The organism is Pontibacterium sinense (assembly GCF_015209595.1).
Taxonomy (GTDB): Bacteria; Pseudomonadota; Gammaproteobacteria; order Pseudomonadales; family Balneatricaceae; genus Pontibacterium; species Pontibacterium sinense.
This window is the reverse complement of sequence record NZ_JADEYS010000015.1, coordinates 83,854-106,117: the sequence shown is the minus strand read 5'-3', so window position 1 is coordinate 106,117 and position 22,264 is coordinate 83,854. Positions and strand designations below refer to the sequence as shown.

General features: G+C 49.3%; 13 protein-coding genes. 3 read left to right on the top strand and 10 right to left on the bottom strand.

Annotated elements, in window-relative coordinates; all coding sequences use genetic code 11:
* Nucleotides 1-118: 118 nt before the first annotated feature.
* Nucleotides 119-3,562, top strand: a complete 3,444-nt coding sequence (locus tag IOQ59_RS14680; RefSeq protein WP_193954139.1) for an EAL domain-containing protein — start codon at nt 119-121, stop codon at nt 3,560-3,562.
* On the opposite strand, the gene IOQ59_RS14675 is transcribed toward IOQ59_RS14680, so the two are convergent.
* The 10 genes from IOQ59_RS14675 to IOQ59_RS14630 form a co-directional block, all read right to left on the bottom strand.
* Entirely contained in the window at nt 3,547-6,225 is a 2,679-nt protein-coding gene (locus IOQ59_RS14675) for an EAL domain-containing protein (protein ID WP_193954138.1), read from the bottom strand. The two genes, IOQ59_RS14680 and IOQ59_RS14675, sit on opposite strands and share 16 nt — an antisense overlap.
* 538 nt (nt 6,226-6,763) lie before the next feature.
* On the bottom strand, nt 6,764-7,549 hold the full coding sequence (locus tag IOQ59_RS14670) for a type IV pili methyl-accepting chemotaxis transducer N-terminal domain-containing protein (RefSeq protein WP_193954137.1): 786 nt from the start codon (nt 7,547-7,549) through the stop codon (nt 6,764-6,766).
* A gap of 81 nt (nt 7,550-7,630) precedes the next feature.
* The gene (locus IOQ59_RS14665; protein ID WP_228050922.1) at nt 7,631-11,563 is read right to left on the bottom strand and encodes a hybrid sensor histidine kinase/response regulator; all 3,933 of its coding nucleotides are present in this window, start codon (nt 11,561-11,563) and stop codon (nt 7,631-7,633) included.
* 32 nt (nt 11,564-11,595) lie between these two features.
* The gene (locus IOQ59_RS14660; RefSeq protein WP_193954136.1) at nt 11,596-13,698 is read right to left on the bottom strand and encodes a methyl-accepting chemotaxis protein; all 2,103 of its coding nucleotides are present in this window, start codon (nt 13,696-13,698) and stop codon (nt 11,596-11,598) included.
* Between the two features lie 84 nt (nt 13,699-13,782).
* On the bottom strand, nt 13,783-14,259 hold the full coding sequence (locus tag IOQ59_RS14655; protein ID WP_193954135.1) for a chemotaxis protein CheW: 477 nt from the start codon (nt 14,257-14,259) through the stop codon (nt 13,783-13,785).
* Nucleotides 14,260-14,337: 78 nt separating this feature from the next.
* Complete coding sequence (locus IOQ59_RS14650) at nt 14,338-14,703, bottom strand: response regulator (RefSeq protein WP_193954134.1); 366 nt, start codon at nt 14,701-14,703, stop codon at nt 14,338-14,340.
* Nucleotides 14,704-14,767: 64 nt separating this feature from the next.
* On the bottom strand, nt 14,768-15,589 hold the full coding sequence (locus IOQ59_RS14645; protein ID WP_193954133.1) for a response regulator: 822 nt from the start codon (nt 15,587-15,589) through the stop codon (nt 14,768-14,770).
* A gap of 471 nt (nt 15,590-16,060) precedes the next feature.
* A complete protein-coding gene (locus IOQ59_RS14640; RefSeq protein ID WP_193954132.1) occupies nt 16,061-17,782 on the bottom strand; it encodes a proline--tRNA ligase in 1,722 nt (573 codons plus the stop codon).
* A 344-nt stretch (nt 17,783-18,126) separates the two neighbouring features.
* Nucleotides 18,127-18,951, bottom strand: a complete 825-nt coding sequence (locus IOQ59_RS14635) for a mechanosensitive ion channel family protein (RefSeq protein ID WP_193954131.1) — start codon at nt 18,949-18,951, stop codon at nt 18,127-18,129.
* Nucleotides 18,952-19,019: 68 nt separating this feature from the next.
* Nucleotides 19,020-19,484 (bottom strand): 2-thiouracil desulfurase family protein, encoded by a 465-nt coding sequence (locus tag IOQ59_RS14630; protein ID WP_193954130.1) that lies wholly within the window; start codon nt 19,482-19,484, stop codon nt 19,020-19,022.
* 417 nt (nt 19,485-19,901) lie between these two features.
* On the opposite strand from IOQ59_RS14630, the gene IOQ59_RS14625 reads away from it, so the two are divergent.
* Complete coding sequence (locus tag IOQ59_RS14625; RefSeq protein WP_193954129.1) at nt 19,902-21,059, top strand: acyl-CoA dehydrogenase family protein; 1,158 nt, start codon at nt 19,902-19,904, stop codon at nt 21,057-21,059.
* 24 nt (nt 21,060-21,083) lie between these two features.
* Complete coding sequence (locus IOQ59_RS14620) at nt 21,084-22,229, top strand: CaiB/BaiF CoA transferase family protein (protein WP_228050921.1); 1,146 nt, start codon at nt 21,084-21,086, stop codon at nt 22,227-22,229.
* The last annotated feature ends 35 nt before the right edge of the window (nt 22,230-22,264 follow it).

Here is a 22,264-nt window from a genome sequence, read left to right as displayed (position 1 = left end):
TAGGAGACTGTTAACACAGTCGTTGATACTTTCTGCGCTCCTAAGGATGGGTCGTACAGCACATTAAGGTGCGCATTGAGACATCGTTGTTGCGACATCACATTCAGGAAGACAGGGTATGGTCAGACGACTGCTTGTCACGCTTCTGGTAATGATGTTCTGCACCGGCTTAGCTTACGCAGATGGCTGGAATGAACTGACGGATGCGGAACGGACGTGGTTAAAGCAACATCCAGTGATTCGTCTGGGTGTAGATCCTCAATGGGCTCCGTTCGAGTATGTTGAGAACGGTGAGTACAAAGGATTAGCTGCGGATTATATTGACCTGGTGAGCGCACAGCTGGGTGTTGATATGCAGTTGGTGCCTAACCTCAGTTGGCCGCAAGTGCTGAACAAGGCTGAGGCAAAAGAGGTGGATTTGTTGCCGGCTGCGATGAAATCCGCTCAACGTGAACAGTATCTCAGCTTTACCTCCTCTTACCTTAATTTCCCTATGGTCATCATCAGTCAGCGGGATACGTATACCGTTCGCTCGTTATCGGCGTTGCGCGGGAAAAAAGTCGGTGTCGTTAGTCAGTACATCTCACATGAGCTGCTCCGTAAAAATCACCCTGATCTGAAGCTGATCCCAGTGTCCACTCTGACGCAGGGGCTCGAAAAGCTGTCAGTCGGTGAAATTGACTTCTTTATTGACAATGTGGCCTCCGCCAGCCATGTGATTCGAAAATTGGGTCTTACCAACCTGCAAATCGCTGCGCATACCCCCTATTCTTTTCAGCTCGGAATGGCCGTGCGTTCTGACTGGCCGGAGCTGGTGTCCATTCTGGATAAATCTCTAATGGCGATCAATGATCGTCAGCACCGCTCGATTCAACGTAGCTGGTTTGAATTACCAACGGTGTTTGAGCAACGTGTTCGAAACTATTTGGGAGTACTGGTCGCGTTTGTTGCGGTATGTGTCATTGCTATGCTTTTAGCACTGATCTGGGTGAAAAGATTGCGTAAAGAGGTGGCGAGCCGACTACAAGCAGAGCGAGCGTTGCGTAATAGTGAGTCGCGACTGTTGGACTCTCAACGGATTGCGAGTATCGGTTCCTGGCAGTGGTATCCGGAAAAGGATGAACTGTATTGGACCGATGAGGTTTTCCGTATTCTGGATGTTGCGAAGAACGCCAATCAGATGTCACATGCGTGTTATATGAACCGTGTACATGATGATGATCGCGCCAATGTGCAGCAGGCGATTAACAGGGCGATTGACCGTGGCGAACGCATTCGTCTTCAGCATCGCATTGAGCTGTCGAATGGTGAGGAACGTCATGTCGAATTGCAGGGCTGCTTCGATAACAAAAAGGGGCGCCTTGATGGCACAGTACAGGATATTACCGAACGTAAGCGCATTGAGCTTTTCTTTCGGGGATTGACCGAAGATGTCGCGCGTAACTCAGGAGCTAAGTACTTTGAAGCGATGACATGCTTTCTGAGTCGCTCCTTTAGTGTCGAGTACGCATTTATCGGTATGCTTGATGAGAATAAGCCTCAGACGGTAACAACACTGTCAATTTGCGCGAAAGGTCAGCAGAAACCCAATTTTAGTTATTCGCTAAGTAATACGCCTTGTGAAAACGTTATTCAGGAGCGGGTATGTATCTACCCGGATCATGTTCAAGAGATGTTTCCTGGTGATGAGATGTTGGTGAAGATGGATATTGTCGGCTATGCCGGTATCCCAATTTACGATACAGCTGGGCGGTGCAAAGGGTTGGTGGTGTTATTGGATAGCAAGCCTTTGCGGATGGTTGAATCAATTCGTTCATTGCTGCAGATTACCGCCAGTCGGGTGAGTGCGGAGCTGCAGCGTCAGTCGTTGGTGCAACAATTGCAGTTAACGGCCAGTGTATTCGAAAACACCTGCGAAGGGATTTTGATTGCTGATGCTCAGCAGCGGATAGTGGCTGTGAACCATGGATTTTGTGCGGCAACAGGTTTTTCTGAAGAGGAAACGTTGGGTAAGTTGCCGGAAGAGTTGTTCTGTCCACAGCATCACGACGAGCGTTTTTATGATGGGCTGTGGTGGGAAGTGAACCGCACAGGGTCATGGCAGGGAGAGGTCTGGAATCTGCGTAAAGAGGGAGACGCGATCCCCTGTATTCAGAGTATCGAGCAGGTCGTCGATGATCACGATAATGTGCTGCAGTATATTAGCGTATTCACCGATATTACTGAGCAAAAACGTTCTGAAGAGCGTATACAGTACTTGGCCCATTATGATGTGCTAACCGATCTTCCAAACCGGATTTTGTTCAATGATCGTCTGAAACACGCGATTGAGCGGGCCAGTCGACAGAGTAGTCGGTTGTCCGTGCTTTTCATCGATCTTGATCGTTTTAAATATGTAAATGATACCCTCGGTCATCAGCAGGGCGACATGTTGCTGAAGAAGGTTGCTGAGCGTCTCAATGAATGTGTGCGTCAGGCTGATACTGTAGCGCGTTTAGGAGGAGATGAATTCACAATCTTACTCGAAGATGTTGAGCGCCCGGATATGCTCGCAGGCATTGCCGATAAGATTCTGAGTACACTTAGCGAATCGATCGAGCTTGATGGTCACCAGGCGGTGGTTGGCTGTTCGATTGGCCTTAGTGTATATCCTGATGATGGTGGTTCAGCAGAGCAGTTGTTAAAGCATGCGGACACTGCCATGTATTATGCCAAGGAAAATGGGCGCAATACCTATGCATTCTATTCGCCTGAGTTGAGTCGAAGCAGCTACGAGCATTTCCGCCTCGAAAACGAGTTGCGTACGGCAATCGAACGACAGCAATTCCTACTGCACTATCAGCCACAGCTTGAAGTGGGATCTGATGGTATTTTCACGGTAGAAGCACTGGTGCGCTGGCAGCTTAAAAGTGGCGAGCTGGTCCCTCCTGATAGCTTTATTCCTCTTGCCGAAGAGACCGGGCTGATTGTTCCAATGGGGGAATGGATTCTCAACAGTGCTTGTTCGCAGGCGCGTCAGTGGAACAAAAAAGGGCTCAAAATTCGTGTCGCTGTTAATATTTCTGGTATCCAGATTATGCGCAGTGGCTTTGTCGACGTTGTGGAAAAGGCTCTGGAAACCAGTGGATTGCCCCCATACTTGTTGGAGCTTGAAGTGACTGAAAGTTACGTCATGAATCACATAGAAGGCGTAGTAGAGACACTGACACGGGTCAGAGAGCTGGGGGTAACCCTTTCTATTGATGACTTTGGCACTGGGTATTCTTCGCTGAGCTACCTGAAGCAGCTTCCAGTGGATGTGCTTAAGATTGATCGGTCTTTTATCAGCGATATTCCAAAGGATAGCGATGATGAAAAAATCGCATCTGCAATTATCGCCATGGCCCATAACCTCAGTTTGAAGGTGGTTGCCGAAGGAGTCGAAACCCAGCAGCAGCTACAGTTTCTGAAGCAGCGAGGATGTGATCTGGCGCAAGGTTATTTTATTGCCCGTCCTATGACGGCAGATGCACTGGAAGACTTTATGCGTGATAAAAGTCGTACGGTTTATGCTGTTTCGTAGTTGAAAATATCGATGTCACAATTCTCAAACTGATCTAACGGCAGGGGCTGGCTGAAAAGAAACCCCTGAAAGTGTCTGCACTGGCGTTTCTCCAGACAACGCTTCTGTGCCTCGGTCTCGACACCTTCCGCAATGACACTAATTCCCAGATTATGAGCCATCGCAATGATCGCCTGAACAATCGCCAGATCGTCTGGATCTTCGTTAATATCGCGGACAAAGGATCGATCTATTTTTAGCTGGTCAACGGGCAAGTGTTTCAGATGAAACAGAGACGAATAGCCGGTACCAAAATCGTCGATTGAGAAGTTGATCCCCAGGTCTTTCAGTTGCATCATTTTATCTGCGGTCGAATCCACGTCGATGAGTACTGCGCTTTCCGTGAGTTCAAATTTCAGCAATTTTCCCTCTGCTCCGGTTTCACGCAATACGCGTTCAACGTTTGCGACAAAATCGATCATGCTGAACTGGTGAGCACTGACATTCACAGACAGAGTCACTTTGCTTAACTCGGGGTGATCCGCCCAGGCAGCTAGTTGGCGGCACGCTGTTTCCAATACCCAGTTGCCCAACGGGATAATCAACCCGCATTGTTCGGCCAACGGGATAAATTTTCCGGGTGGTACGAGTCCTTTTTCAGGATGGATCCAGCGAAGCAATACTTCCGCACCGGTGATTTTTCCCAGATACGTTTGTGCCTGATAGTAGAGTACCAGCTGTTCATCGGCGATTGCGCGGCGCAGCTCTGATTCCATTTCCGCTTGAAGGTAGAGTTCTTGCTGAATTTTTGGATCAAAGAACCGAAGTGTGTTGCGGCCTGATTCTTTCGCCTGGTACATCGCAACATCTGCTCGCTTTAAAAGGTCTTTGGCGTTTTTATCGCGGTGATCGAACAGGCTCAGACCGATGCTGGCGGTGCCATGGTATTCAGAATTTTTAAGGGGATAGGGCTGATTTAACGTTTGAACAATCTTTTCAGCGATCTGTTCCGCGTCCAGTGCCGCTTGGTTGTAGTCTGCATTGAGATCTTCAAGGATGATAATAAACTCGTCACCACCTAAACGGGCGACGGTATCGACCTCCCGGACAGAGTGTCGTAATCGATGAGCGACTTCGATCAACAGACAATCGCCGATATCATGGCCTTGTGTATCGTTAAGCGTTTTGAAGTTATCCAGATCAATAAACATCAAAGCGCCCAGTTGATGTCGGCGCTTGCGAAGCAGCAGTGACTGTTCGAGTCGATCGAGCAACAGTCGACGGTTTGGCAGACCTGTCAGCGAATCATAAAAGGCCAGTGTATGGATATCCGCTTCGGCTTGTTTGCGCTGTGTAATATCGGTGAACGCAGCGACATAGTTAGTGACCTGCGCATGATCATCCGTCACAGCAGTGATGGTTAACCACTCAGGATAAACCTCACCGTTTTTACGCTTGTTCCAAATCTCTCCTTGCCAATATTTGTGGGTATTCAACTCTTCCATCATGTTGGTATAGAAGTCGGCATCATGGCGCCCAGAGCTGAGAATGGACGGTTTCTTATCGATGACTTCTGCGGCACTGTAACCGGTCACCTGGGTGAAGGCATTATTCACGCGCAGAATGCGATGGGATGTGTCCGTAATGATCATCCCTTCCTGAGAGTTAAAGGCGGTCGCGGCGATATGCAGTTCTTGCTCGGCTTCTTTGCGATCAGAAATATCGCGCGATAAGACAACAAAGCGGGGAGATTGCCCAACCAGAGTATGGCGCCGGGCAATTGAAAGCTCAAAACATCGCTGGCCATCCTTACCTGAGAGTGTGATCTGAGTCCCATGTGCGTGGCCGTTTTGTTCTGCCTCTTTCAAGGCGCTTAACAGTGTTGAACATGCCTCGGCGGGCATGATCTGTTCAATATGCTGAGAGAGCAGGAGTCCGTCTCGACTGAGGTCATCCTGATAATCCATCGAGCGGCAATCGTAATAGTGCCCATCAATATCGATCTCGAACAGTTGGTCGGGAATGGCTTGTAACGTCGTCTGTAGCTGATCGACGGTACGCCGGTTTATCGATTCGCTGACGCGCAGGGCTTTCTCTGTTTTCTTACGTTGCTGCTGATGCCCCAACCCCATGCAGAGTAAAACGGTGACGACCGGGTAGATTAGCAGCACAGGGTAGGCGACGGTGGTTGTTACTTTGTAGGCGATCGGATCTGGTAGGAAAATACCCATGACCATCAGCATGCTGAAATGGACGACTAAACCAAAGAGATAGAGTTCAGGCCATTTCAGAGGTTGATCTGACTGTTTGCGAAGACGGCGCCAAAGCAGGCCCAAACCAGCCGACGTTAAAATAAATACAATGCCGGCAAGCGTACCCTGACCACCTTCGTATAATCGGAATAGAACGCTGAACAATACAGCGATAGCGGTAGGAATAGAGCCAAAGAAGAGTCCGGTTGCTGATAGCAGTACTGAGCGGCTATCGATAATAACGCCTTCATCTACCATCATCGGTGTCGCCATGATCGCGATTGCGATCAGACCAAGAGCGATACCACCAATAAGAGACTTATAGGGAATGCGAGCGCGCGAGGACAGAACGAGAGCGTCATAAATTGCTCCCATTGCGAGTAGCAAGGCAGCATTGTTTGCCAAAGCAAAATAAGGTGACTCGTACATCATTGTTGCGATCTACCTCTGTATGCGGCCATGCCCTGTTGTCGAATTCCTTTCTATACACAGGCGGTAGTTATCAAAACTACAGTAACCTGTATGAGTCATTCAAGAAGCTACTGATATTAGTAGATTCAAACGGTATGAGCTACGTGAGATCTGGTGTTTTTAAGCGATATCAGTGTGAATACATAAATATTGAATATTTGTGTATTTGTATCTTGTTGATATTTAATGGTTATTATTTGTTTTTTGCTGGTGATTTATATCTGTGGCTTTTAGTTGATCCAGATCAATTAAAACGGACTGGGTCGAGGTTGTACATATATGCAACAGATGCCGGTTGCCGATGCTTGGAAGAGACAGTGCTGATGAGGTGACCTCTGCTGAGATCGAAGTGAAACGGTTCTTGGAGTAAACCCTGTCTAAGAGACAAGAAAGTTTGTTGGGCAGCCTTAGTTTTGGTGTGCTGTTGATGCAGTGGATAGTGATATGTCAGGAAAGCTGTTGCTGAGCGCCTAACAGCTTTCCTGAACGGGGGGTATTTCTATTGTGAAGCCTGAGTAGCATACAGGCTGGTAATCTCGTTCATCCTTTCAAACATCTTTTCAGCTGAGCGAGCGACTAATGCTGTTGCATCTTTGTCTGCACCAGCAGAGGTGATCAAACGCTTGTACTGACGACGCGCTTTTTTGAGTTTTGAATTGATTTCCGAGGTATTGGTTTTTTCTGAGCTTAGCTGGTTCAGGCTAGTGTCTATTTCGGTTGATGCTTGTTCATAGAGCGATACATACTGATCTGAGTTCAGCCAGATACCAAGACCGTAAAGTGCGGCGATTCGTTGGCTCAGCATACGCTGACGACCAGAGAGGTTTACTAAACGACCGGGTGCACTTTTGGAGTGGGCTTGTAAGGATAAAACAGCTTCATGGCTTGCTTTCAGTAGTTGCTCCGTATCTTTACGCAGTGTTTCTACGGCTTTCTTGTCAGGTGCTTTCAGATAAACAGGCTTTAGGTTTTGCCAAAGCTGCTGAACGCCGGAGAGGTCAAGTTGAGCGTTGGACTTTTGAACATACGCTTCTAACTGAGACAAATTCCCTTCAAAGTTAGAGATCGCATCATCCAGTTCATCTTGTGCCTTACGCTTACGCACATTTAAGCCGATAAGAACGTAGTCTTTCAGCATGCGTTGTGTGTACATCCGTTGTTTGCCTGCAATATTGATCGCATCTGCTTCGGATGTGATATCCGCCACCGCAAGCGGGGCCAATGCAATGCTCAGTATGGCGACACAGTATGACAGTAGTGCTTTAACAGTGATCCCAAAATACATTGTGTTATTCCATTTGTTCGATTTCAGTAAAGCCCGGATGACATTCGCATCGTTGTCCGATTCGGGCTTGAAACAATAGATTTACATTAAGACCTTTTCGGGTGCGGCTTCAGGGACTTCGCGTTTAAGGTGCGTTTGTACCTGATCTAGCAGATTATTCTCAGTCCAGGGTTTCGACAGGTAACTGGATATACCCGCTGCTTTCGCTTCGTTACGGTGTCTGTCCGAGGAGCGAGAGGTGATCATAATGACCGGAATATCGCTGGTGGCTGCATTGTTGCGAATGGCTGAAGAGAGCTCGATTCCTGACATTCGGGGCATCTCGAGGTCGGTCAGGATGAGATCAGGCGGCTCTTTCCGGATCTGGTTGAGTGCGTCCAGTCCATCAATTGCCGTGCTGACTTCGTAGCCAGTATCTTTCAGCAATGTGACAAGTGCTTTACGCGCACTGATCGAATCATCGACAACCATAAGCTTCGGTAGATCGGGAAGTGTTTCCGATTCCAGCAATTCGCTGAATTCGATATGAGATGTCTGATGGTGCAGTACACGCGCAGGTAGATCGATAATGGGGGCCGCTTCACCGTTCGCGAGAATCGTGACGCCGGGAATGCCGGGAATATCCGGTAAATATTCCCCCATCTCTTTAAATACCAGCTCTCGATGCGCAATGATCTCTTTTACCATCAGTGCGACTTTCTCTCCCTGACCTAGGTTGATGATCAAAACCGGATGGATATTGTCGCCCCCGTATTGCGCGCGGGGTTCTGCCAGCAGCGTTTCCAGTGCCAGAGCACGGTAGTCTTCATCACCAACGGTAAAGCGATAGTCATCACCTACCTGATGTAACTGTCCGTCCAGTGACAGTATGCTCTGTTCTATACCGTGACTGGAAAGAGCAACCAGTTGTCGGCCAGCTCGTACCAGAAGGGCACGGATCATCAGAGAGCTTGCAGGCATGGACAATTCAAAGAGTGTGCCTTGGCCTCGCGTTGAGTCGATGCTGAGTGTTCCCTGCATTCTCATGATCTGCTGGTTTACCACATCCAGGCCGATGCCCCGACCAGAAAGCTGACTCACCTCGTCACGCGTAGAAAAACCGGGTAGCAGGATGATACGTTGCAATTCCGTGTCACTAAGAATGGCATGCTCTTCAACCAACCCTTTTTGGGCTGCAATTGAGCGAACTTTATCAGTATCGATACCGCTACCGTCGTCTTCACAGGCGATGCGGATTTCATCGTTTTCTTGATAGAAGCGGAGTTTTAGTAATCCTTCTTCCGGTTTGCCGGCATCGAGACGTTCTTGAGGTGTTTCCAAGCCGTGATCGACCGCATTTCGGATGATATGCATCAAAGGATCCGTCAGCTGAGTCAGAATCTGGCTATCAACCAGTGTGTCTTCACCCTCGATTTTAAGCTGTGCTTTTTTCTCGGCCGCTCGACATGCCTGTCGCATGATGCGCTGAACACGGGTGCTGATCGTTTTAACAGCAACCAGACGTGTACTCAGGATGTTGGACAGGTTTTCTTTCTGCAGGCCCGATTGCGCTACATGCAGGTCGGTAAGATGACGAATCTGCGCGTCCATCTCTTGCTCAACTTCACGGACGTCTGCCGCGGACTCATGAAGGCGTGACAGGCTTGTGTGCATCTCGTTGTAGTTGTCCATCTCCAGTGGGTCAAAGCCCTCTGATTCAGGATCAAGCTCAGGATGTAACGTGTAGTATTCGTTTAGCTGCTGCTCAAGCTCAAAGATAAGGTGTTGCAGATGACGCTGACGCTCACGATTTGTGCGTGTCAGCGTACGTAATTGGGTGATGGATTCATCTTGCTGAGAGGTTAGGGTGTTGGATTCCCCTGTAATACGGAAAAGGTTGTCCAACAGCGTTTGAGGAACCCGAAGGAAGTTTTCTTCCTTTCGTTCCTGAGAGTCTGCTACAGCAGGTGCAGGGTTGGCTTTGGGAGCCTTTTGCGGGGTCTCATCCTCAGGTGAATCTGACGCGACGCTTTCCGGACGCTCACCCGCAGCAGCGGATACCCCTTCTGTTTTAAGCAAATAGGACCAATCCATGATGCCTTGCAGTATTGGCAGGGCGTTATCCGGTGGTGCCATTTTATCAGTGACAGATTCACTCATCGCCGCCAGACAGTCGGCCGCTTCCTGAAGATCATCTTTGAGCTTTTGGCCTGGTAAAGATTGGGTATCAACCAGCGTATCGAGAATGTTCTCAAGCTCATGGGTCAGGTTTGCCAGTCCCTGGATGCCTGCCATATTGCCCAACCCCTTGATGGTGTGGGCTGTACGACGTGCTGCATCCAGATCCTGCAAGCTGCCGGTTTCAATCACTTTCTGCAAGCTGTTCAGGAAGTCGTCTGTCAGGGACGGCAGTTCTACAATCAGCATGTCATGTAGATTCGGATCGAGGTCATCCTGAATTTCTACGGAAACATCCGTTGAAACTGCTGTTTGCTTAGCGATATCTTTGGCTGTCTGTATCGAGGCCAGTGCCAGCAGTTGCCCTAAAAATTCCGCCTGCTTTTCCGATAGCGGACAAGGAAGGACTGGGCTTCGGCACAGATCGATAAGTGTGGTTTGGACCGAACTGTTTTCGATTTCACTCAGATGTTCCTGAACGCTCTGCAGGCATCGAACTAGCTGCGAGTGGCGGGCCTGAGTTGGCTCAGTAACGGCCATCTGTTGAAGGTTAACCTGCAAACCGCCGAGCAAAAGATGAATCCCGCGCAAGTTGAGTGTTTCTAATGCGCGACAGACCATCGTCAAAGCATCGGTGGATTCTGCAATCAGACTGCTGTCGTAAATGACGTTATCTTTTTGCCAGGATGCAGTTAACTCCACTATAGAGTGTGTAAGCATCTGCAAAACAGCAGGATCTATATTGGGACCGGCTTCCTCTAGTAAGTCGGAGTCTATCTCACAAAACGGCTGCAGAGCAGAGGCTGTGACGAGTGACCTATCCGTCGTGTCGGATGATGTATTATCCTGATCACCGAGGATCTCCGTATCGGGCGAACTACCGTGTAGCGTGGGCAGTTCCTCTTCCAGCAGCTCTTTCAGGAAGCACAGATCGTCTTCAGCGACCGGGTCTGGCCAGCTGCTTGTCCCCATCGTATCTAGCAATACGGATAAAGAGACCTCATTTGCGTCACTCAGCAGGGTGCTTAGTGCTGTCATGAGTTGCTGAGCTAAACCTTCATCCGCGCCGTCTTGGTCCAGCAGTTCAGCCGCCAGAGCGCAGCTATCGGCTATCCCGGCAAGCTCTTCATCGCTGAAGAGATCCACCAGTTCATGCAGATATTCTACGGCCGCAGTCGGTGAAGACAAAGAGGCCAGCGTTTGTGCGGCGGATTGGGCAACAGAGGTAGACGATTGAGGAGCCGTTGGGGCCTGCTGTGTATCGGGAGCTGCTTTGGGAGTGGTTTCTAGAAGTTCAAGAATGCCCGAATCGACAACCTCTTCAACCAACACGACTTCATTCAGTTCTACCTCATCCAATTCTAACGCCGTATCCGCAGTAGGCGCAGCCAGTGGAGTTTCCGCTATTTCGGCTGCGTGAGTATCTCCGTTAGCTGCTGCCTGACTCATAATACGTTGCTGATCTTCAGTCAGGATCTCGGCCAGAAAGGTTGTATCTTCCTCCGGCACGGGTTCAGGCCAGCTGCTATTTTCCAACAAGTTAATTAGAGCGGGGACCGCATCTTCATCACCTTGTAAAAGTGCTTTAAAACCTGCGGCTGTCTGTACCATCAGGTCCAGAATCCGTTGGTCAGTTGGGTACTGATTGCCTTCGCAAACCTGGGATAGCAGCTCTCCGTACAGTGCCAGTGCATCTGCGACACCGGCGAAATCCTCTTCGCTTGCGGTATCAATTAATGCATAAAGGGAATCTGACAGAGCCTGAAAGCCAGGCTCTGTTTCATCTCCGGTGCTGCAGAGGAATGTACGCTGGTGATCAAAGACCTGCGCGACCTCATTTTGTATATCAAACGACATAGTTACCACCTACGGCTGCAACTGACCGGAGATCAGGATGCAGCGAGTTTAAATACACTGATGGAGCGCTGAAGTTCTTCCGCCGCTTGTACCAGCTCATCAGACAGTTCGGTCTGCTGCTGCATCTCCGCGTTGGTTGCGTTCGATGTTTCGCCGATGCTACTCGCACGTTCACGCAGCTGTTCTGCCACTTTGGCCTGTTTCACGGAGTTTTGTGCGATACGTATTACGGAATCTACCAGGGTTTGTGTGGTTGCACGGGTTTCATCCATACGCTCACCGGCTTCCTCTGCCAGTCGTGTACCTTCAACAACGTCGGTGATTACGGTGTTCATTACGTTGATTGTATCGGCGGTCTCAAGCTGGATGTTGTTTACCAAACTTTCGATCTCGGCGGTTGCCTCTCGGGAGTTCTCTGCCAGTCGCTGTACCTCATCTACGACCACCATCAAGCCGCGACCGGCTTCACCGGCAGAGGCTGCGTGCATACTTGCGTTCAGGGACAGTACATGGGTTCGTTCGGAGATGTTGTTGATCAGGTTTACGATACCGCCGATCTCCTGAGAACGTTCGCCCAGGCGTTTAATACGTTTTTCCGCTTCGTGGATGGTCTGACGGATTTTGTTGATACTGTCGATGGTTTGAGATACCGAGTCCATCGCGGTTTCAGATGTTTTGATCGCTTTTTGCGAAGCGTTGTTGGATAGCAATGCGAGTTTGGAAATCAATTCCATTGCTTTGATTGCAGAATCCAGACCCTGCAAGGTTTCAAGGATCTCTTCCTGCTCTCGGTTTGCATAGCTCAGTACCGTTTCTGACTGCGACTTTACCTGCACCGATGCAGTGTTTACGCGGCCCGATACGTCATTTACCTCATGCAGTACGGATTCGATGGAGGACGCCAGCTGGTTAATCGAGTCGGCAATCGCGCCGGTTACGTCTTCCGCAACAGGTACACGTACGGTCAGGTCTCGTTGACTGATTCGGAATACGTTCTGGATCAACTCGATAATAGAGCTGTTCAGGCGTTTGTTCTCTTCCTCTTTCTCCGCCAGTGCGTGCTCTTTTTCATCCAGCAGAGAGTCAAGTACGGTTGCCAACTGGCCAAGCTCATCTTTAACATCGAGGTTACTGCGGGCGGTTACGTCGCCTGTACGTACTTTATCGACAGTTGCCTGAATTTGGTTGACCGTATCGATTACACCGTATTTTGCAATGGTCAGTGCAATCGCCATCGCGACGATCATCAGACCCATGGAGATAAAGAAGTAGGTCACCATGTCGAGGGTATCGGCCGCCTGTTTCTCCGAGTTTTGCATGTTGTAGACACCCGACAGCTTATTGATCTCTTCGATCGCGGGTACGAGGTTCTGGATGATGTAGTGGACTTGGGTAAACTGAGTGGAGCTGCGGTCAATTGCTTCGGAAAGTTCTTCAAATACTTCTTGTACCGCACGCATATTTTCCAGAACGGCGACCTTGTTCTGCTTGTACTCAGTGATCTTAGCGGCTTCTAACTGATTGATAAGGCGCGTCAGGTTGGTATTTACGGCTTCGGAGGTTACGTCACTGCCGTTACTGGCGATATATTCCTCTACCGATGTACGAGTCCGCTCAAACTGATCACGCAACCAGTCACGTTCCAGCCAGATGATCAGTGCATCGGTTTCCCACAAAAGGGTTGCGATTTCTTTTGCCAAACCGGCGTCACTGGTTAGACCTGCTTCCATCAGGGCTTCGGAACCATCATAGAACGTATCCTGATAGTCATCGATGATCGACTGGAATTCCTGGATCTGCTGTTTGTCTTCAGCGGTACGCAAGTAGTTTTGCAGGTTGTTGAGGTTGTCGTCGACCTGCGATGTGGCGGCGTTGAACTGGTTCAACTGCTCAAGATCTCGGTCAACCTGAAAGCTCTTCTCGAAAAATCGTGCGCGAGCAATATTGATCTCAATGCCGTTAACCAGCTTGGTGAACTCCCCCAGATCATCTGCTCGGGCTTGTGCTTCTTCCTCAATGACGATGGTCTGGTAATAAGCTGCACCCATGAATGAGAGCCCGATAAGCAGCAGGCCGAGAGCAAGCAAGAACTTGATCGGCAGCTTTATATTCTGAAATTCCAAAAACGACCACATTACTCAGGTACCTCGTAGGAAGTTATCTGTATGCCTGTTTGGCGTCAGGCAGTAGGGAAAGCGAGCGACGCTTTGCCCTTTATATTAAAAACGTTCTTTTATTGCTGAAAAAAATCGACGGTGATCCAGTTCAGCCCATGCGGTTCCGTCGTGTTCTATGTAGCCATTCAGGAAAGAGCGGAAGTCTTCATTAAAAGTGGCTGAAGAACTGTCTTCCAAAGCATTAGGGGCGACCAGCGCGACGGGAGGGCTATCGAGTAGGATGCCTGCCATATAAGGCTGTTCATCAAGCAATAGGACCCAACGTTGGGCTTGATCCGGATTTTTATGGTCGTCTGACAGAAGGGCCAGGTCATACACGGGAACGGTTTCACCGCGATGGTTAATAAACCCTTTGAACCAGTTTGGTGTGGTAGGAATGGGGCAGATACGTGGTTTATTGACCAGTTCTGAGTAGAGCGCACGTGGTACCAAAAAATGGTTACCCGCCACATTAAAGCCGTGACGTACCTCCTGAAAGTCTTCAGGGGCTTCGGTCAGATTAAAAGCATCTGCTTCCATGAACCAGCTCCGGGTAAATCTTATTATTATTTTGTGGGATCACCCAATTGTTGGGTGATCCTGAAATACGAAGACCCTTTATAACAGTTCTTTAACCTGTTTGAGAATTTCTTCGTCTTCATAGGGTTTGCCAACGACAGCTTTGGCCCCCTGAAGTTGTGCCCATACTTTATCTGCTTCCTGATTCTTACTCGACACAATAACCACTGGAATGTCTTTAGTGGCGGCATCCTGAGTAATTTGACGGCACGCGGCAAACCCATCAACTTCAGGCATAACTACGTCCATGAAGATCAGGTCAGGTTTTTCCTCCTGAGCTTTTTTCATCCCTTCACTACCATTGGAGGCAACAATAACCTCTGCATCAATAGTGCTGAGAAGTTGGCAGATGTGCAGTTGCTGAACGGTATCGTCTTCGACTACTAAAATCTTAGGTGATGGCATGCTGGGTACCCATTTTCCCTTTATCTTGCAAAATTAGCTGAACGACCGTTTTAAAACGGCTTCGTTATTCTTTTTTAAACTCGTCTACCCAATTCGAAACACGATTGATGACCTTTTGAAATTCGTCTGGATTAATCGGTTTTGTCAGATAGGTCGAGCATCCTGCCATGATTCCTTTTACCTCATCTAAGGGTGAGTTTTTAGAGGAAAGCATGATAATTGGTGTTTTTTTCATGTCGGAGCGTTCACGCATACGGGTGCAGGTCTCAAACCCGTCAATACCCGGCATGACAATATCCAAAAATAGAAAATCATAGTGATTGTCTGCGACTTTCTTCAGAGCAGATTCGCCATCGTCAGCAAAGTCGATGCTGACGGGCAGTGGCAGTTTTTCCAGTTCACCAGCCAGAGCCTGTTGCATCGGCGCGCTATCGTCTACAACGAGCACGCAGTAACCTGTGCGATCATTTTTGGCTTCGGCAGCTAAACGGTGTGCGGTTTCTGCCTGTTCTTCATATTTGCTGAACAGATTCTCGTTGTCTGCATCGTCTGGCTCTGGATTTGTAGCACCATATTCTTCATTTTCAGACGTCATTTGATCGAGAGTGCGGACAACCCTGGAGGAGACCAGCGGATAGCCTAAATGGGAGTACGTAGAATCTGATGGCTTTGCTTTCGATACGACGATAAGGCGAGATTGATATCCTCGCGGTAGTGCAGCAATGGGTTCGGCTTGCAGATTTTCCATGCCAAATATGAGCAGGAGGTCTGGGAGGTTTTCAGGATTAAACTCGGTTAGTGCATAACGATTATTTTTTGACAGCTTAAGCATTTTTTCGAGCTTAACGAGCTGGTCGGCAGGAAAACCAAACGATCCGATATTCATCTTTTATCCTGTCAGAGTGCTAATTGGGTTTGCTGAACCGTAATTACAGAAACGAGATGTAAAATTACGTGTGATTTCAATATTTTCATCGAAGTTGCAAACTAAACTAGAACACTATTATTTATTGTTATTCTGCCGGTAGTTCCTCTACCGAACTATTTTGTACACCAAGTCGGTTCATAAGGACAAGTCGCTGAGGCCAGAAAACTAAGGAAATCGTCGTTTGTTATACCTTTGTTTAGATTTGTGGCAAGCCTCGTATTGATATTCGGGGTGATCAGATCCTTGTCATTGTAACTTGGGCATCAGTGATGCTATGGGTAAAAAAGTGATACCCACCGAATTTGGATATTTCGGTATTAATCCAAGCGTGGGCAATATCATACGATATCAGTACATATTGCGGCGTTGGCTTTATCTGAAGTGAAAAGCCACGGCGTTGGCCGTGGCTTTTGGTCTCAGAGGACGTGCTTAGCTTTTTGCGTTTTGCTTCAGCAGATCTACGATCTGATCAAGCGCGACTTCCTGCTTGTCCTCGTCACGGCGATGTTTATATTCCACTGTACCAGCTTTAATACCGCGGTCGGAGATGACAACGCGGTGAGGAATGCCGATCAGTTCCATATCAGCAAACTTAACCCCTGGGCTGACCTTCGCACGGTCATCCAGCAAAACGTCATAGCCCGCAGCTGTCAGTTCGTTGTAGAGACGCTCTGATTCGGCGCGCACTTCTTCGGATTTTTCGTATTTCAGTGCCACAATGGAGATGGTGAACGGTGCGATAGACTCAGGCCAGATAATGCCACGGTCATCGTAGTTCTGTTCAATAGCGGCTGCGACAACACGCGTTACACCGATACCGTAGCAACCCATATCCATAACGACGGATTTACCGTTTTCATCCAGAACGGTCGCGTTCAGCGCTTCTGAGTACTTCTGTCCCAGCTGGAAGATATGACCGACTTCAATGCCACGCTTAATAATCAGGTTGCCCTGACCGTCGGGGCTTGGGTCACCTTCAAGCACGTTACGGAGATCTGCAACTTCCGGCATCGGAAGGTCACGCTCCCAGTTGATGCCGAAGTAGTGTTTACCGTCGATGTTTGCACCCGCGCCGAAATCTGAAGCGTTTGCCAACATGCGGTCAATGATGCATGGAATATTCAGGTTAACCGGTCCCAATGAACCTGCACCCGCACCAATGACATCACGGAACTGTTCTTCAGTTGCAAAGGTCAGTGGCTCAGCGACCTGTGCCAGCTTCTCCGCCTTGATCTCATTCAGATCATGGTCGCCGCGCACCAGTAGGGCAACGAAATCTGCTTCGCACTCTTCGGATGCCATCACCACCAGTGTTTTGACGGTTTTTTCGATCGGTACGTTATGTTGCTCAACCAGTTCGGCAATGGTTTTGGCGTTTGGCGTATCAACCAGCGTCATTTCCGCGGTTGGTGCTGCACGCTCACCTGCGGGTGCCAACGCTTCTGCCAGCTCAACGTTAGCGGCATAGCTGCTGGTATCAGAGAATGCGATGTCGTCTTCACCAGAGTCTGCCAGTACATGGAACTCGTGTGATGCATTGCCACCGATAGATCCGGTGTCGGCCAGTACCGGGCGGAAATCCAGACCCAGACGGTTAAATATATTGGTGTACGCCTGGTACATAACATCGTAGGTTTGCTGCAACGATTCTTTGCCAACGTGGAATGAGTACGCATCCTTCATGACAAATTCACGGGAGCGCATGATGCCAAAGCGTGGGCGAATTTCGTCGCGGAATTTGGTCTGTACCTGATAGAAGTTCGCTGGCAGCTGTTTATAGCTCTTCAGTTCACGGCGAACCATGTCAGTGATGACTTCTTCGTGGGTTGGGCCAACGCAGAATTCACGGTTGTGACGGTCACGTACGCGCAGCAGTTCTGGGCCGTACATCTCCCAGCGGCCAGACTCTTCCCAAAGCTCAGCGGGTTGGATCGCGGGCATCAGTACTTCTTGGGCGCCGGATTTGTCCATTTCATCACGGACAATTTTTTCCACCTTGCGCAGGGTTTTAAGACCCATCGGCAGCCAGGTGTAGAGGCCGGATGCCAGTTTGCGAATCATACCGGCACGCAGCATCAGCTGATGGCTGATAACTTCTGCGTCGGATGGTGTCTCTTTAAGAGTAGCAATCAGATATTGGCTTGCGCGCATAGATCCTTAACCCATGAGTGAATTCAGTCGTTGAAAGCCGACCATTTTAGGGCTCCGTCCGCGGCCTGCCAAGGTTTGTATTGAATCAATTGGTCTTGTTCCCCATATTCTCCTCGCAAATACCCTGTTTCCGGTTATTAATCGTGCAATAGGGCGTGCGTGTTCTGCGGGAGTAGGGAGTGTTGGAGTGTAAAAGCAGAATCTTCTCTTTCGCATTATCGCGAAAAAGTCGGCTGTCTTTTGGAGAAAGTGATTAGGACTTGAGTTCCCCCAGTAGGGCATCTGTATGGTGTGGACGGCAAATAGGGTGGCTGGTTAACCACCCCGTATCTTGCCAATGGTGTTTATCCGCTGTTTTTCAGCGTCACTTCCCGTTGCGGGAATGGGATCTCAATAGACGCTTGCTGGAAGGCGGTGTAGACGGCCAGATTGACCTGATACTGCAGCTCAAAGTAGCGCTGAGTGGGTACCCAATAACGATAGCCGATATCAACCGAAGAATCGCCAAAGCCTTCAATTCCCACCTGCGGGGCCGGTTCCTGTGTGATCTCTTCGAACCCTGACAAAACCTCTCGGACGATGCTGATGGCAAGATTGGCGTCTGCGCTGTAACTGATCCCTATGCTGGCTTCGACAACTTTATTGGCAAAAGAATTGGTGATGACTTCGCCAACAATATGTTTGTTGGGAATGGTGATTAGCTCCCCGTCTTCGGTGGACAAAAGGGTGTATGCCAGTCGAATCTCTTCAACGATGCCGGTAATGTCATTAATTTTAATGGTGTTACCCACTACAAACGGACGCGTCAGGATAATGGTGAATCCAGCACCGTAGTTTGAAAACACGCCTTGTAAAGCTAATCCGACGCTGAGGGATATAGCACCGATGGCGGCTACAAACGGGGCAACGCTGATACCAAACTTGCCCAGACAGATGACAACGATCATGGCAATAAACAGCAGCCTTACGCAGTTAGCAATGAACATGCGAAGGGTGATGTCTATTTCATTTCGTTCGCAAATGCGAAGCGTAATGTTGCTAAACCAACGGGCAATGATCAGGCCGATTATAAAAATGATAATCGCGCCGATAACTTGAAAACTGTAGTTAACGAAGAAATCTACAATCAGGGTGTAGAAGTGGGTGAGGGATTGAAGTTCCTCTAGCATCGCTTGGACTCTCCGGCAGCAAGGATTAGCCAGAGAGTCTGCGGGCGTGAAAAGTGTCCGAAGCTTCCCTAGCGTTGATCAACGAACTGGAACAACTCTTCCAGTTGGTGCTCATTAAACACCGGAATGCCGCTGCGTAAAAGTTCTGATGCTGCTACGCCGCTCCCTTCGATCAATTGGCCTGAAAAGCTGCCATCATAAATTTGTGTGTTACCACAAGACGGGCTTTTGGCTTTCATCAAGGCACAGCAGACATGTTCTTTCTTTGCCAGCTCCAGTGTTTTCTCTGCGCCCATCAAAAACGCAGGGGTCACGTCTTCACCGGTACGATCGGTGATCATAATCGGGAATTTGGATTGTGTTTCGGAAGGTGCTCGTGGAGTGGGTAAGCCGCCGACAGATTCTGGACAGATTTTCACCAGCCGCCCTTCGTCACGCCAGCGTTTGATCACCGGGTGGTCGAGCAGATTGTCGCGACCGTCATAACGTACACGGTCACCCATCAGGCATGCGCTTACAAGTATTTTTCCCATAGTAACAAGTCGTGCTTCTTATTGTTGTTTTGGGGGCGACATTGTATAGCGGAGCCGCGGGTTAGCAAGGGGGTAGATGTTGATCCGCATCATTTCTCAGGCTGAATATGCGTTATATGAAGATATTTCAATACGGGGTGTTTTTGCGATAGTGCGAGATGTGGCTGCCGTCAAGTGAGCACGCCTGGTTTCTAACGTGTACGTAAAGGTAAGGGGTTTTGCTTATTACGCTTTTGTATTATTTGTTGGATCAAAAAGTAAACGCTAATCGGTTTTAAAGTCTTATATGACGCTGGGTTCAGCTCGATTTGGGTTGGTTTTTTAAGTGTGCATCACAGAATGGTAAAGGTTATTTACTGTTTACGTAAACGTAAATTTGGGGTATAGATTGGGGTAAACCCTTATATGGAGCCCCTGATGGACCTCTCGCTGACAGAAGAACAACAACTCATTCAGGATACTGCCAAGCGTTTTGCGGAAACCGAACTCGCGCCGGTGGCGGAAAAACTGGATCAGACAAAAGATAAATCCATCCTGCTGGAAAACTGCAAGAAACTCGCTGAATTGGGCTTCATGGGTCTCAATATCAATGCAGATCATGGCGGTACTGAGGCTGGGGTTGTGGCCTTCAGTTTGGCGATGACCGAAATTGCCCGCGCGTGTGCTTCAACCGCTGTCACCATGTCAGTTACCAACATGGTTGCTGAAGTGATTCAGGCGATGGGTACTGAAGAGCAAAAGAACAAATACTTGCCCCTGATCTGTAGCGGTGAATACCGTGCAGGTAGCTTCTGCCTGACCGAATCGGGTGCAGGATCTGATCCGGCCTCGATGCGTACGCAGGCGGTGAAAACTGAAAACGGTTTTGCCATTAGCGGTACCAAACAGTGGATCACCAGTGCTGAATTTGCAGGTGTCTTTGTGGTGTGGGCGGTGACTGATCCGGAAGCGAAAAAAGGTAAAGGTATTACCTGTTTTCTGGTGGAAGCTGATGCGCCGGGTATCACAGTAGGTCCTGCTGAGAAGAAAATGGGACAGCACGGTTCTGCGACCAACGAAGTGCATTTCGAAAATGTAGAAGTGCCTGAGTCTGCCATTCTGGGCAAATTGAATGACGGTTTCCGTTTGGCTGTCGCTGAATTGGCCGGTGGCCGTATTGGTATTGGTTCGCTGGCGCTGGGTGTGGGTCTGGCCGCGATGGATTATGCCATTCAATACACGCAGGAACGGAAACAGTTTGGCCGTCCTATCTCTGACTTCCAGGGCTTGCAGTGGATGATTGCTGATCGTTGCACCGAGCTGGAAGCAGCACGTTTACTGCTGATGAGCGCTGCCGATCGTAAAGAGCGCGGCCTTCCTTTTGCAAAAGAAGCGTCTATGGCGAAAGTATTTGCTAGTGAAAAGGCGAATCAGGCGTGTTACAGCGCACTTCAGATGCTGGGTGGTTACGGCTACATGCAGGAATACCCACTGGAGCGTTATGCACGTGACGTGCGTATCACCTCGATTTATGAAGGTACCAGTGAGATTCAGCGTGTGATCATCGCACGAGAAATTATGCGTGAGCATAGCTAAGCGATCCAATAAAAGGCAGTTGTGATGAAACCACTCGCAGGACTTAAAGTACTCGACTTTTCAACGCTGTTACCGGGGCCTTACGCCACTATGTTGCTGGCTGACTTGGGCGCAGATGTGGTGCGGGTCGAGTCTCCGACGCGAGATGATCTGGTGCGCAATATGAGACCGCAGATTGCAGGGCAGTCTGCGGCGTTTCGCTACCTGAATCGCGGTAAGCGTTCTATCACGTTAGACCTTAAGCACGCTGATGCTGCAGCCGTCATTCATCAGCTGATCGACGAATACGACATTGTTGTAGAGCAGTTTCGTCCAGGGGTTATGCAGCGCCTGGGTTTGGATTACACAGCCTTAGCGGAAGTGAAGCCCGATCTGATCTATTGCTCTATCTCTGGGTATGGTCAGACCGGCGCATACGCTGACAAAGCGGGGCATGATATCAACTTCCTGTCGTTGGCTGGTGTTGCCAGTCATATGGGGCGTGCTGACGCAGGGCCTTGCCCGTTAGGTGTGCAGGTCGCCGATCAGGCTGCAGGTTCGCATCCGGCGGTGGTCGCAATCCTTTCCGCGGTGATTCAGCGAGATCGTCTGGGTAAAGGTGCGCAGATCGACATCTCCATGGCCGATAACAGTGTTGCTTTGCAGGCGTTGTTGGCGCCGGGTGCGTTGAACGGTGCGACTGAAGATTCGTACGAAAGTCACTTCCTTAATGGTTCTGGTTTCTATGACTACTACCGTACGCGCGACCAGCGCTACATCTCCGTGGGCAGTCTTGAACCGCAATTTAAGCAGCGCTTGCTGGAAACGCTAAAGGCAACTGAGCTGGCGAGTTTGAGTGATGCCGATTTGAAGGTGCAGCTGAAAGAGATCTTCGCAACAGAAGATCTTGCCGTTTGGCAGCAGCGCTTTAGCGATGTCGATGCCTGTGTTGAACCGGTGTTGACGATGACTGAAGCTGCGCAGCATCCCGCCTTTGTATCGCGGGATCTGATCCAGACCACTGCTGACGGTGAAGTGCAGATCGCGCCCGCGATTCGCTTTGATAACGAAGCAAATGAATTACCCGCAGAAGCTCCCGTCAGAGGTGCAGATACGGATTTAGTGATGGCTGATGCCGGCCTGAACAACGATGAAATAAATAATCTCCGGGCGGCAGGGGTGTTTGGCTGAATCGCACGATGGATCAGTCTTGTCTGCCGTGAACC